We start from the raw sequence: 14,282 nt of genomic DNA, 5'->3' as shown, positions 1-14,282 counted from the left end.
GCGGTAAGCCACAGTAGGGTTAAACCGGAGGCTTGCCGACCAGGTAAGCGTGGAGTAGTTCACGGTCTGCGGCATCGACCGCGTAGTGGAACTTGCCTGCCACCTGCGTGGCGATGGCGGCGCCGTCCTTGAACAGGATGCGGTTGCCGGCCAGGGCCGGGACTTTGTCGCCAGGCAGCAGCGTGCCGCAGACGTTGAGCGGGTCAACTGCGGAAATGCAGACGTAGCTGTCATCGTGCGGCCGGCGCCGCATTTCGCGCAGCATGGGGATAGCTTCCGGCAGGGCAAACTGCTCGCCCGAGAGTCCGGCCACGAAGCGGCCGCCGCGTATCTCGCCGCGCGCTTCCAGCCGGTGATAGACGGGCAGCAGCTCGCGCCAGCTTGGCATCCACGCGGCCTCGCGCTCCAGTAAACGCCAGAACATGACGCCGTAGCGGCGCAGCAGCGTCATGGCGATGTGTTCCAGCGTGTCCGGATCGGTGCGCGGCTTGCGGGCGGCGGCGGACGTGCGCTGGGGCGCAGGTTTGGCTTCGGCTGTTTCCATCGGCCGGGTGGTGATGGTGACATCGTCGCCACGGCGCACGATCGCCCAGCGGCCGGCTTCCTCCATGGTCGGCGCGGCGCCACGGCGGCGCCGCTTGTCGCTGTTGCTGAGGCGTTTGTTGGCCGGCACCAGCATGGCGCGCAGGCCGGCGTAGCTGTCGGCGTTGACCAGGCCAGTGGCCACCAGCTCGCCCAGCGTGTTTTCCAGTTCGACGGGCAGCAGGCGGGCGTCGTGCGATAGCTCGTCAAAGAACATGGCGCCGTTGTGGCGCAGGGTTTCCAGCACGCGCGCGGCGCGCGGCGAGACTTCGATCTCGCTTGCAACGGCGGGCAGTGCGTGCCACAAGCCCAGCTGGCGGCGAGGCAGCAGCACCAGCGGCGTGCTGCGCACCGGGCCACCGGCCGCACTGGCAGGTGCGCCGACGCGGGTCCAGACGATTTTGCCGGCGCGGCACAGCTCATCCAGCCACAGGGCGCTGTAGTCGCGCACGCGCTGGCCTAGCAGATCGCTTTCCCAGGCGCCGGCGGCGGCCTCGTAGCCTTCCAGCTGGGCCAGCACTTTGGCCAGCGTGTCCTGGCCTTGCAGCTGGGCGTCGGGCGCGAGATGCTGCCACTCGAACAGGAAGCGCATGAAGTCCTGGCGCTCGACCGGTTCGATTTCGCGGCGCAGGCTTTTGATGGTGTAGCGGTGAATGCGCGCGAGCAGGTGGCGTTCGCACCATTCTTCAACGGTGACGCCGGGCGTGAAGCGGCCGCGCATGACATAGCCTTCGCTCTCCAGCTGTGTCAGGGCGATGGTGGCGGTGGAGGCGGGCAGGGCCAGCGGCGCGGCAATCGCGGCCACCGTTTGCGGACCAAACCCGCTGAGCCGCGCGCGCAGTATCTCGACCAGCGCCGCATCACGCGTCCATTCGTCACCCTCCGGCGCCAGCGATGCCGCGGCTTCGGGATAGGCTGCATGCACGCAGCGCAGCCGCTCGCGCGCCACCCAAAGGTCCACGCCGTTGCGCTGGTTCTGCAAGCGCGTGGCGCGGCCGCTGGCGGCCAAACCGTCCAGCCATGCCGGCCAGCCATCCTGATTGGCGGCCTCGCCAGGCGTGATGCAGGCCAGCGACATCAGGGCTTCATGCATTTCGTCGCTGTTGCGCACGGACGGCCAGGCTTCCTCCGCCACGGCGGCGATTGCGCCCACGTCCAGCGCGCCAAGGTCGTCGCTGGAGGCGGGATCGGTCCAGCGGCGCGCGGCCACGGCGCGGGTGCGGCGTTCCTCCAGCGGCGCGTCGTCCAGGAAGGCGTAGGGCCGCGCGTTGAGGATTTCCATTGCCAGTGGCGACGGCGCGGGCAGGTCGCGCGACAGCAGGCGCACTTCACCGGCCTCCATGCGCCGCAACAGCGCCAGCCAGCCCTCGCTGTCCATCGCCTCGTGCAGGCAGTCGTCCAGCGTTTGGTCCACCAGCGGATGGCTTGGCAACTCCCGTTCGCCGACGATATTTTCCAGGCACGCCGCCTGGTCCGGGAACACTGATGCCAGCAGGTCGTCGCTCTTCATGCGCTGCAGCTGGGGCGCGACCTTGCGGCCGCCGGTAAAGCGCGGCAAGGCCAGCGCCGTGGTGGCGTTCCATCGCCAGCGTACGTTGAACAGCGGCGCATCGAGCAGGGCCTGAATCAGGACATGCTCGGCCGTGCTGGAGCGCAGGTAGCGCCACACCTCATCCAGCGGGAAGCTGTGGCTGTCGGACAGCGACAGGACAATCGCGTCCTCGGTCGCCGCTGCCTGCAATTCAAAATTGAAGGTGCGGCAGAAGCGCTTGCGCAGCGCCAGTCCCCAGGCGCGGTTGATACGACTGCCATATGGCGCATGCAGCACCAGTTGCATGCCGCCCGATTCGTCAAAGAAGCGCTCCATCACCAGCGTGTCGCGCGTTGGCAGGGCGCCCAATGCGGCACGCGACCGTGCCAGGTATTCCGCGATCTGGCGTGCCGCCGCGTCCTGCAAGCCCAGATGTTCCATCAGCCAGTCCACCGCGTTTTCGATAGCGGCTTCGCCGTTCTCCGCTGCAGCCATGACGCGATCCAGCTCGCCGCGCAGGCGCGCCACGCCGGCCGAGAGTTCATCGGTGCGTCCCGGCGCTTCGCCGAGCCAGAACGGGATGTTGGGCGCGGCGCCATGCGCATCTTCCACACGCACCTTGCCCGCCTCGATGCGCTGGATGCGATACGAGGTGTTCCCAAGCTGGAACACGTCGCCGGCCAGGCTTTCCACCGCAAAGTCTTCGTGCACCGTGCCGATATTCTGGCCCTGCGGTTCCAGCAGCACGGTGTAGTCGGCGTTGTCAGGGATGGTCCCGCCGGACATCACGGCGGTCATCTTGCCGCCCCGGCGGCCACGCAATGTGCCGCTGACCGTGTCCCGGTGCAGGTAGGAGCCGCGCACGCCCTGGCGGCTGTTGTAGCCGTCGGTCAGCATGTGCAGCACTTCGTCGTAGCGTTTGCGCTCCAGTTGGGCGTAGGGCGAGGCGCGGCGCAGTAGCGCGAACAGCTCGTCCTCGCGCCATTCGCGGCATGCCACTTCCGCGACGATCTGCTGTGCCAGCACGTCCAGCGGCGCCGGCGGAATGTGCAGCATGTCCAGTTCATCGCGGCGCACGCAGTCCAGCAGCGCCGTGCATTCGATCAGGTCATCGCGCGAGGTCGGGAACAGCCGGCCTTTGGGCAGACCGCCGACATGGTGGCCGGAGCGGCCCACACGTTGCAGGAAGGATGCGATGCTGCGCGGCGAACCAATCTGGCAGACCAGGTCCACGTCGCCGATGTCGATGCCCAGTTCCAGCGATGCGGTGGCGATCAGCACCTGCAATTCGCCGCGCTTGAGCCGCTGCTCGGCATCCAGCCGGTATTCCTTGGCCAGGCTGCCGTGGTGGGCGGCGACATGCTCGGGGCCGAGGCGGTCGGCCAGATGCCGCGCCATGCGCTCCGCCGTGCGCCGTGTGTTGACGAAGATCAGCGTGGTGCGGTGCATCACGGTCAGCTCCGCCAGGCGGTCGTAGACGCGTTCCCATACTTCGTTGGCCATCACGGCTTCCAGTGGCACCGGCGGCAGTTCCAGGTTCAGGTCACGCGCGCGCACATGGCCGACATCGACCACGGCGCAGCTGCGGCCAGCGCCGGCAAGGAAGTCCGCCACCGCCGAGATGGGCTTTTGCGTGGCCGACAGGCCGACCCGCACCGGCGGCTGCGCGCACAAGGCGTCCAGCCGCTCCAGGCTCAGGGCCAGGTGGCTGCCACGCTTGCTGCCGGCGACGGCGTGGATCTCGTCGATAATCACGGTCCGCACATTGGCCAGCATGGCGCGGCCGCTGTCCGACCCCAGCATCACGTACAGCGATTCCGGCGTCGATACCAGGATGTGCGGCGCGCGCCGGCGCATGGCGTTGCGCTCCGCCTGCGTGGTGTCGCCGGTGCGGACGGCGGTGCGGATGCCGTGCGGCGCCATGCCCATGGCCGCCAGCTCCCGGCCGATGCCTTCCAGCGGCGCCAGCAGGTTGACGCGGATGTCGTTCGACAGCGCCTTCAATGGCGACACATACAACACCCGCGTCTGATCCGGCAGCGGCGTGACGGTGCTTTCGCGCACCAACGCATCAATCGCGGCGAGGAAAGCCGTCAGGGTCTTGCCGGAACCGGTCGGCGCGGCGATCAGCGTCGGCTGGCCGGACTGGATCAGCGGCCAGGCCTGGCGCTGGGCCTCTGTTGCCGAGGGGAATGTATGGCTGAACCAGGCCGCCACCGCAGGGTGGAAATGGTAGGCAATGGCGGCGTTGGGAGCTTTTGTCATGCAGTCTCAGATGGGGGCGGGATGGGGAAGTTAAACCTGCGCTGTGTTTCCCTTGCTCATGGTAACCTTGAAATATTGTAATTGATGAATTTCACGAAGCCTGTTTCCATGACCATGCCTGCTGCCGCGCCCCCGGATAGTTCCCGTTTTTTGACCGCTCCCGGCGAACTGGGCGCCATGATCTCGGCCCATGACTGGGCCAGCACGCCGCTGGGGCCCATCGCGGCATGGCCGCACAGCCTCAAGACCGTGGTCAGTCTTATGCTCAACTCGCCGCAGCCGATGTGGATAGGCTGGGGCGATGAAGTGACTTTTCTCTACAATGACGCGTATATTGATGTGCTGGGCATGGCCAAGCATCGCTGGGCGCTGGGCCGTCCCATGGTCGAAGTCTGGGCCGAAATCTGGGACTACTGCGGCCCGCTGGTGGAGCGCGTGTTCAAAAACGGCGTATCGACCATGGCCGATGGCCAGCGTCTGTTCATGCGCCGCGGCGACATCCTGGAAGAGACGTTTTATTCGTTCTCTTACAGCCCGGTGCGTGACGAATCGGGCAATGTCGCTGGCCTGTTCTGTGCCAACCTGGATGTCACCGACCGTCATCTGCATGCGCGCCGCCTGCGCACGCTGTCGGAGCTGAATGCCCGCACCCTGCAGGAAAAGACCGTGCAGGGCGCCTGCGCGATTGCGCTGGACGCCATCGGTGGCAATCCGGACGACGTGCCATTCGCGCAAATGTACCTGACCGACGCGCAGGGCAGGCTGCAACTGCTGCAGGCCACGCATGGCGAGATCGACGGCGCCCGCGACGTGTTCGCGGTGGACGCGGTCATCGCGGAAGCCGCACCACGCCTCATCAGCATGACGTTGCCGCCGCCTGGCGTGCCGCTGGGCCTGGCCCAGCAGCCCTTGCGTGAAGCGCTGGTGCTGCCGCTGCTGGATTCCGGCGCGCTGGTGCTCGGGGTCAGCTCGGCGCGCCGGCTGGATGCGGATTACCGAAGCTTTCTGGAACTGATCGCCAACCAGACCGGCAATGCAATACGCCATGCGCGCGCGGCGGAAGATGAACGCCTGCGCGCCGATATGCTGGCCGAAGTGGACCGCGCCAAGACGCAGTTCTTCAGCAACGTCAGTCACGAATTCCGCACGCCGCTAACGCTGCTGCTCGGCCCCGTGCAGGACGCGCTCGAAGACGCGGATGCCTCGCTGCCGCTGGCGCAGCGTGAACGTCTGCAGATCGTGCAGCGTAACGCGTTACGGCTGCAAAAACTGGTCAACACGCTGCTGGAGTTTTCACGCGTGCAGGCGGGGCGGGCGCAAGCTCGGTTTACGCCGACCGACCTGGCTGCGCTGACGGCCGACCTGGCCAGCAGCTTCCGCTCCGCCGTGGAAGGCGCCGGCATGCGGCTGGTGGTGGACTGCGCGCCGTTGCCGCAACAGGTCTATGTCGATCAGTCCATGTGGGAAAAGATTGTGCTGAACCTGATGTCGAACGCCTTCAAGTTCACGTTTGAGGGGGAGATCCGCGTCAGCCTGCGCAGCGAGGGCGCGCAGGTGCGGCTGTCGGTGGCCGACACCGGCAGCGGTATCCCGCATGACCAGCTACCGCATCTGTTCGAGCGCTTTCACCGGGTTGAGGGCGCCCGTTCGCGCACGCACGAAGGCTCGGGCATCGGCCTGGCGCTGGTGCGCGACCTGGTGGCGCTGCATGGCGGCGAGATCGGCGTGGAAAGCGAGCTGGGACGCGGCTCGGTGTTTAACGTGGCGCTGCCGCTGGGTAGCGCCCATCTGCCGGCCGAGCAACTGGCGCTGGCGTCGGCGCGCCCTATGCAGAGCAATGCCGCCGCCTACGTGACAGAGGCGGAGGGCTGGGGGCAGCAGCAGGCTGCGCCGGTTGACGGCTGTGCCGTGCATGGCCGCCTGCTGATCGCCGACGACAACGCCGACATGCGCGATTATCTGCAACGGCTGCTGCAGCACCAATGGCAGGTGGAGGTGTGCAATAACGGCCTGGAAGCCCTGGCCATCATCGAACGCAATGCGCCGGATCTGATCCTGTCCGATGTCATGATGCCGCAGCTGGACGGCTTTGGCCTGCTGGCCGCAGTACGCGCGCAGCCGGCCACGCGCGACATTCCGTTCATGCTGCTGTCGGCGCGGGCCGGGGAGGAGGCGCGACTGGAAGGCTTGCAGGCCGGCGCCGACGATTATCTGGTCAAGCCGTTCTCCGGCCGTGAGCTGTCGGCGCGCATCGAGGTGCTGCGTCTGCGCCAGCGCGTGCGCGTGGCGCGCGATGAGGCGGCGCGGCGCATGCGCAGTATTTTCAGCCAGGCGCCGGTCGCCATCGCCATTCTGAACGGGCCGCAGCATGTCTACGAGCAGGCCAATGACTACTACCAGCGTCTGCTGGGCAACCGCCCGCTGCTGGGGCTGACGATCCGCGAGGCGCTGCCGGAACTCGAGATGCAGGGTATCTATGAGTTGCTGGATGGCGTGCTGGCCTGTGGCCAGCCCTACGTCGGCCGTTCGGTGCAGCTGCGCCTGAGCCGCAACGCCGGCTCGCCGTTGACGGATTGCTGGTTCGATTTTGTCTACCATCCGCTGTTTGACGACAGCGGCAAGGTGGAAGGCGTGGCCGTAGTGGCGTTTGAGGTGACCGAACTGGCCACCGCCAAGCGCGCGGCCGAAGCGGCCAACCGCGCCAAGGATGAATTCCTGGCCATGCTGGGCCATGAGCTGCGCAACCCGCTGGCGCCCATCGTCACGGCCTTGCATCTGATGCGGATGCGCGGCGGCGACTTTGCCGCCAAGGAACGCGCGGTCATCGAACGCCAGACCAACCACTTGGTGGCGCTGGTGGACGACCTGCTGGATGTGTCGCGGGTGGCCGAGGGCAAGGTGCAGCTGCGCCGCGAGCCGGTCGACATTGCCGAGGTGGTGGCGCGCGCGGTGGAAACCGCCAGTCCGCTGATCGAGCAAAAGCGCCATACGCTGACCATCGAGGTGCCGGCCGCAGAACTCATGGTGCTGGCCGATCCGGGACGCCTGGGCCAGGTGCTGGCCAATCTGCTGACCAATGCGGCCAAGTACACGGAGCCGGGCGGCCGCCTCGGGGTGAAGGCCAGGCGCGATGGCGATCAGCTGCTGATCGATGTCAGCGACAACGGCATCGGTATCTCGGCCGAGATGCTGGGCGCCGTGTTTGAACGGTTTACCCAGGAGCGGCAGGCGCTCAGCCGGTCGCAGGGCGGGCTGGGACTGGGCCTGGCGATCGCCCGCAGCATGATGGAGCTGCATGGCGGCAGCGTGACGGCGTATAGCGCGGGGATCGGGGACGGCAGCGTCTTCAGCGTCCGCATGGCGTTGCTGGATGATGCCGGCCAGTCGATCGCCTCCACCGTGACCGCCTCGGCGCACGCGGGCCACGGTCAGCTGGAGATCCTGGTGGTGGACGACAACGAAGATGCAGCCCACGCCTTGGCGGAAGCCTTGCAATTGCTGGGACATTCGGTGCGGGTGGCGTTCAGCGCGCCGGCCGCGCTGGAGGCGGCGGCGCAGTGGGCGCCGCAGGTGGGCATCCTGGATATCGGCCTGCCCGGCATGGATGGCTACGAGCTGGCGGCGCGCCTGCTGGAGCAAGCCGGCCAGACGCCGTTGCGCCTGATTGCGGTGACCGGCTACGGCCAGGAGACGGACCGCCAGCGCGCATTGGCGGCCGGTTTTGAGTGCCATCTGGCCAAGCCGGTCGACCTGGCCCGGCTGGAGGTGCTGCTGCGCGCGGCACCGGCCTTCCGCACGGTAGAAAAATAGCCTTACAGAATTTTTTATAGCCTGATATGCTAGGCGCCACTTAAGGTTTGACACCAATATCACTTCAAAATGGGGATCGAATGAGCTCGAATGACCAAACGCGCCGCATCAGCAGCTTGATTCAACAACGCCAGGCCGAGATACTGGCCGAGTGGACCACCAATTTGCAGGCGCTGTCGTTCCGCAGCGATGCCGCCTCCGACGAGCAGTTGCGCCGCCATTGCAGCCAGTTCCTGGCGCTGCTGCCGGCGGCCATGCAGAGCGACGGCGTGGACAGCATCGAAGGCCGTGGCTATGACGAGCTGCGTGACCTGTTGTCGGAAATTTCCAACCAGCGCGCGCGCCAAGGCTCGACGCCAAGCGAAACCGCGACCTATGTCTTCTCGCTCAAGCAGCCGCTGTTCAGCGCCCTGCGTAGCGCGCTGACCGGTGAGCCGGAGGTGCTGGCGGAGGCCTCGTGGGCCATTACCGCGCTGATCGACAAACTGGGCTTGTACACCATCGAGATCTATCAGAAGAGCCGCGACCAGATCATCGCGCGCCAGCAGCAGGAATTGCTGGAGCTGTCGACGCCGGTGGTCAAGCTGTGGCAGGACATTCTGGCGCTGCCGCTGATCGGCACGCTCGACAGCGCGCGCACCCAGGTGGTGATGGAAAGCCTGCTGGAGAAGATCGTTGAAACCGGCGCCGCCATTGCCATCATCGACATCACCGGCGTACCGACGGTGGACACGCTGGTGGCGCAGCATTTGCTCAAGACCATCGCCGCCGCGCGCCTGATGGGCGCCGACTGCATCATCAGCGGCATCCGCCCGCAGATTGCCCAGACCATTGTGCATCTCGGGGTAAATCTGGAGGATGTGATGACCAAGGCCACTCTGGCCGATGCGCTGGTGATCGCGCTGGCCCGGGTGGGCGCCAGCGTCACCCGCAACGCGTGAGGCGCACATGGAACGCATCCCGATTTTGCGCATAGGCGACCTGCTGCTGGTCAGCATTCAGGTGGACATGCATGATCGCCTGGCCATGACCTTGCAGGACGATCTGACGGACCGCATTGTGAAAGACCGCGCCAAAGGTGTGCTGATTGATATCTCGGCGCTGGACCTGGTCGACTCCTTCATTGGTCGCATGATCAGCAATACCGCCGCCATGGCGCGCGTGCTCGACGCGCAGACCGTGCTGGTGGGCATGCAGCCGGCAGTGGCGATCACCCTGGTCGAACTGGGCCTGACCCTGCCAGGCGTCAAGACAGCGCTCAATGTGGAGAAGGGAATCGCGCTGCTCGGTAAGAGCTACCAGTCATGAACACGGCCCATGCACCCGATGCGGTGCGTTTCGATTCCCGCCTGTTGCGCGGCGGCGGGCAGCAGGTGCAGAACAGTGCGACGCTGCCGCTGCATACCGACGAACACGTGGTCGGTGTGCGCAAGGTGGTCAGGGAGATGGCACTGGCGCTCAAACTGAGCCTGGTCGAGCAGACCAAGCTGGTGACGGCGGCCAGCGAGCTGGCGCGCAACACCATCAAGTATGGCGGCGGCGGTATGGTGCTGGCGCAGACCGTCGGCGGTGGCGCCGCGCTGGGTATCCGGCTGGTGTTTGCCGATGACGGTCCCGGCATCGCCGACGTCGCGCTGGCGCTGCGCGACGGTTATACCAGCGGCGGTGGACTGGGGCTGGGACTGGGCGGCGCCAAGCGCCTGGTGGATGAGTTTGACATTGATACACGCAGTGGTGAAGGGACGGCAGTAGCCATTCTCAAATGGAAAAAATAAATAGCTCGCTGGCGGGATCTCACTGGGTCGAGATCACGCACTCCAGCGATATCGCCGCTGCCCGGCGCCTGGGACAACGTCTGGCGCAACAACAGGACTTCGATGAAACGCGCACCGGCCAGCTGGCCATCGTCATCACCGAAGCGGCGACCAATATCCTCAAGCATGCGCGCGAGGGCCGCATGCAGCTGGTGGCGATCGCCGCCGGCGAGGCGCGCGGCATCGAAGTGCTGGCCATCGACAAAGGTCCCGGCATTGCCAATCTGTCGCAAGCCCTGCGTGACGGCGTCTCCAGCACCGGCACCGCCGGTACCGGCTTGGGTGCGCTGCGGCGCTTGTCTGACGAGTTCGATGTCTACGCCGCAGCCGGCAAGGGGGCGGTGTTTTTCATGCGTCTATGGCGCAATGGCTTGACGTCGGCGCTGCCTGCGGGGGGCGTCTGCCTGCCGCTGGCCGGGGAAACCGAGAGCGGCGATGCCTGGGCGTTTGCGCTGGGACAGGCGCCGCTGGCGCTGATGGTGGCCGATGGCCTGGGTCATGGTCCGGAAGCGGCAAAGGCCGCCGCCGCCGCAGTACAGACACTGGCAGCGCAGCCGCAACTGCGGCCGGCGGCGCAGATCGAGGCCTGTCATGCGGCGCTGCGGCCAACCCGCGGCGCGGCCCTGGCCTCGGTGCTGGTGGACCCGGCACAGCGGCTGCTGTACTTTGCCGGCGTGGGCAATATCGGCGCCTGCGTGATCGAGCAAGGCGCGCGCCGCCAGTTGGTCTCGCATAACGGTATCGTCGGCCATAACATGCGCAAGGTGCAGGAATTTACCGTGGCGCTGGCGCCGGGGGCACTGGTCATCATGGCCAGTGACGGCATCAGCACCCAGTGGGATCTGGGGGTGTATCCAGGCCTGGCGGCCTGCGCGCCATCGGTAATCGCCGCGGTGCTGCTGCGCGACTGTGCGCGTGCACGTGACGATGCCTGCGTGCTGGTGCTGCGTTGTCCGGAGTCGGCATGAATCCAGCGCGCATTCTGCAGGTGGGCATCGACAGTGAGCCGGATGTGGTGATGGTGCGCCAGCGCGCGCGCCAGATCTCCGGCCTGCTCGGTTTCAGCGTGCAGGACCAGGTGCGGGTGGCGACGGCAGTGTCGGAGGTGGCGCGTTGCGCCTGCGGCAGATTATCTGGCGGGCGGGCCATATTCGCGCTGGAGCAGCTCGGCGGCACACAGCATCTGAGCGTGGTGGTGCGGGCTGCCAGAAGCGCGGCGAGGGTGGTGGCGCAGGCGCCGGGGCTGGACGCAGAGCCGCCGGCGGTGCAACTGGATAATGCGGTGGTCACGGCGCATCGGCTGATGGACGATTGCAGTGTTCATCAACTGGATGACGGCGGCCTGCATGTCGCCATGCGCAAGGCGGTGCCGGGCCGGCAGCACATTGACGGCATGGCGCTGCAGCGCCTGACGGCGCAGCTGGCCGCCAGCCCGGTGCAAAATACCTATTCCGAAATGCAGCAGCAGAACCGCGAGCTGGCGGCGGCGCTGGCCGAGCTGCGCGAGCGCCAGGACGATTTGCTGGCCTTGACGCGGGAACTGGAAGACACCAATCGCGGCGTGGTCGCGCTGTATGCCGAGATCGAGGAAAAGGCCGAACGCCTGCGCAAGGCCGACGAGATGAAATCGCGCTTCCTGTCCAATACCAGCCACGAACTGCGCACGCCGCTGAGCTCCATCCGCGCGCTGGCCAAGTTGCTGCTGGACCGCATGGACGGTGAATTGACGGTCGAGCAGGAGCGCCAGGTGAGCTTTATCGCCACCGCCGCCAACGATTTGTCGGAGCTGGTCAACGACTTGCTGGACCTGGCCAAGATCGAGGCGGGCAAGGTGCAGCTGTCGATTGCGCCGCTCAACGTGACGGATTTGTTCAGCACCTTGAAAGGCATGCTGCGCCCCTTGCCGCGCAATGCCGGCGTGGGCCTGGTGTTTGAACTGCCGGAAACCGCAGTGACGATGATGTCGGACGAAGGCAAGGTGGCGCAAATTCTGCGCAACTTCATCTCCAACGCACTCAAGTTTACCGAGGCCGGCCAGGTGACGGTGGCGCTGCAGGTGGCGCCGGACCCGGACTGGGTGACATTGACGGTCAGCGACACCGGCATCGGTATCAGCGCCGACAACCTGCAACTGATTTTCGAGGAGTTCAGCCAGATCGAAAACCCGCTGCAGCGGCGCAGCAAGGGCACGGGCCTGGGCCTGCCGTTGTGCCGCAAGCTGGCCACGCTGCTGGGCGGTACCGTGGACGTCAGCAGCGCGCCCGGCGTCGGCTCGACATTTTTCCTGCACCTGCCGCTGCGCTACCAGCCAGCTGAGCCCGATGGGAGTGCCACATCATGAACGAAATCAACAACAGCACGGTGCTGATCCTCAATGTCGACGATAACGACGGTGCGCGCTATGTGAAGAGCCGCATCCTGCAGAACGCCGGTTTCCAGGTAGCCGAAGCGGCGAACGGCACCGATGCGCTGCTCATGGCGAGCAAGCTGGTGCCGGCGCTGGTACTGCTCGACGTCAAACTGCCCGACATCAATGGCATAGAAGTGTGCCGCCAGATCAAGGCCGACGTCACCACTTGCAGCGTGCTGGTACTGCAAACCTCGGCGGCGTTGACGGGCCGCGACGACAAGATCCGCGGCCTCGAAGGCGGCGCCGACAACTACCTGGCGGCGCCGATCGAAGCCGATGAACTGATTGCCAACGTCAACGCGCTACTGCGCCTGCAACGCACCCAGATGGCACTGCGCAACAGCGAAGAACGGTTCCGTCAACTGACCGACAATATCGAAGACGTGTTCTGGATGTTTGATCTGGAAGGTGGCGCGCTGCTGTATGTCAGCAAGGCGTATGACCAGATGTGGGGCCGCAGCACTGCGCAGCTGCAGCAATCGCCGGACGACTGGCTGGCCGCCATCCATGCCGAGGACCGCGCCGCCGTCGGCGCGCACTGGCAGGCCGTGCGCCGGGGCGAACATTATGACCAGGAATACCGGCTGTTGCTGGCCGGCGGCGCCGAGCGCTGGGTGCGCGACCGCGCTTTTCCGGTACGCGACGCCGCCGATATCCCCTACCGTATCGCCCGGATTACCAGCGATATCACGCACCGCAAGCAGATGGAGCGATTGCTGCATGCGGCGGATGAAAACAAGAACGATTTTCTTGCCACGCTGGCGCATGAACTGCGCAATCCATTGAGCCCGATCCGCAATGCCGTCGCGCTCATGAACGCTACCGGCGTGGAGCAGGAGGAAGTACACCATAAGGCGCGCGACGTGATCATGCGCCAGGTCGGCCATCTGTCACGGCTGGTGGATGACTTGCTGGATGTGGCGCGCATCTCCGAGGGCAAGCTGATGCTGCGCATGCAGGATGTGGAACTGCATACGGTGCTGGAGCCGGCGCTGGAAACGGTGCGGCCGTTGATCGAGGCGCGCGGGCATGTACTGCATCTGGAGGTGCCGACGCAGCCGATCTGGCTGCACGGCGATCCGGTGCGGCTGGCGCAGGCGGTCGGCAACCTGCTGCACAACGCCGCCAAGTTTACCAACCGTGGCGGCGAGATCCGGTTGCGGGTAAGCATGCCGGTACCGGAAAAGGTACGGATTGCCATCAGCGACAACGGCATCGGCATCACCGACTACAACCTGCCGCGTATCTTCAATATGTTCGCGCAGGGTGCGTCCGCGCATGACCGTGCTCATGATGGCCTGGGCATTGGCCTGTCGCTGGTGTCGACGCTGGCCGGCATGCATGGCGGCAGCGTGATGGCAGACAGTCCGGGGATAGACCAGGGCAGCACCTTTGTCATCGAGCTGCCGGTGCTGGCGCAAGCCCCGGCACCGGCCGCTCCTTCGCCGTCGCCGGAAACTCCCGCGGCGCGGCGCGTGCTGCTGGTGGACGATAACGTTGATTCGGCCGAAGTGATGGGCGAACTGCTGAAGTTCATGGGACATACTATCTACCTGGCGCATGACGCCGACGGCGCGTTGGCGATGGCGCGTGAACACCGGCCTGACGTCATTATCCTGGACATCGGCCTGCCCAATGTGGATGGGCATGCGGTGGCGCGCATGCTGCGGGCCGATCCCCTGTTCGTGCATACCCGGCTGGTCGCCCATACCGGCTTTGGCTCGGACCGCGACCGGGAAAATACGGCCGCATCAGGCTTCGACTATCACCTGGTGAAGCCCGCCAGCTTTGATGAACTGGCGCAGGTGCTGAAGGTCGGCTAGCACGCTGCTGTGCTCCCCGGCACAACTACAGACTGTACTCCTTCCCC

8 protein-coding genes are annotated in these 14,282 nt (G+C 66.0%); 7 read left to right on the top strand and 1 reads right to left on the bottom strand.

The genetic code is table 11. The features are described from left to right. Positions 1-19: 19 nt before the first annotated feature. A complete protein-coding gene (locus tag BUA36_RS24535) occupies positions 20-4,378 on the bottom strand; it encodes a DEAD/DEAH box helicase (protein WP_072788435.1) in 4,359 nt (1,452 codons plus the stop codon). A 150-nt stretch (positions 4,379-4,528) separates the two neighbouring features. Here BUA36_RS24535 and BUA36_RS24530 point away from each other — a divergent pair, with 150 nt between their 5' ends. From BUA36_RS24530 to BUA36_RS24500, 7 genes are all read left to right on the top strand, one after another. Further along, positions 4,529-8,188, top strand: coding sequence for an ATP-binding protein (locus BUA36_RS24530; RefSeq protein WP_208861925.1), 3,660 nt, complete (start codon positions 4,529-4,531; stop codon positions 8,186-8,188). An 80-nt stretch (positions 8,189-8,268) separates the two neighbouring features. Further along, positions 8,269-9,129 (top strand): STAS domain-containing protein, encoded by an 861-nt coding sequence (locus tag BUA36_RS24525; protein ID WP_072788433.1) that lies wholly within the window; start codon positions 8,269-8,271, stop codon positions 9,127-9,129. A 7-nt stretch (positions 9,130-9,136) separates the two neighbouring features. Then, a complete protein-coding gene (locus BUA36_RS24520; RefSeq protein WP_072788431.1) occupies positions 9,137-9,496 on the top strand; it encodes an STAS domain-containing protein in 360 nt (119 codons plus the stop codon). Next, positions 9,493-9,963 (top strand): ATP-binding protein, encoded by a 471-nt coding sequence (locus BUA36_RS24515; RefSeq protein ID WP_084560320.1) that lies wholly within the window; start codon positions 9,493-9,495, stop codon positions 9,961-9,963. Before BUA36_RS24520 ends, BUA36_RS24515 begins: the two co-directional genes overlap by 4 nt. Beyond that, complete coding sequence (locus tag BUA36_RS24510; protein ID WP_072788429.1) at positions 9,951-10,970, top strand: ATP-binding SpoIIE family protein phosphatase; 1,020 nt, start codon at positions 9,951-9,953, stop codon at positions 10,968-10,970. Before BUA36_RS24515 ends, BUA36_RS24510 begins: the two co-directional genes overlap by 13 nt. Continuing rightward, positions 10,967-12,343 carry a sensor histidine kinase gene (locus BUA36_RS24505; protein WP_072788426.1) on the top strand — a complete coding sequence of 459 codons (1,377 nt, stop codon included), beginning with the start codon at positions 10,967-10,969 and terminating at the stop codon, positions 12,341-12,343. The genes BUA36_RS24510 and BUA36_RS24505 overlap by 4 nt, the downstream gene beginning before the upstream one ends. Then, a complete protein-coding gene (locus BUA36_RS24500) occupies positions 12,340-14,235 on the top strand; it encodes an ATP-binding response regulator (RefSeq protein ID WP_072788424.1) in 1,896 nt (631 codons plus the stop codon). The genes BUA36_RS24505 and BUA36_RS24500 overlap by 4 nt, the downstream gene beginning before the upstream one ends. The last annotated feature ends 47 nt before the right edge of the window (positions 14,236-14,282 follow it).

The sequence above is a fragment of the Duganella sacchari genome (assembly GCF_900143065.1).
GTDB classification, from domain to species: domain Bacteria; phylum Pseudomonadota; class Gammaproteobacteria; order Burkholderiales; family Burkholderiaceae_D; genus Rugamonas; species Rugamonas sacchari.
Note: the sequence above shows the minus strand (reverse complement) of the source record. Positions and strands in the feature narration are given on the sequence as shown.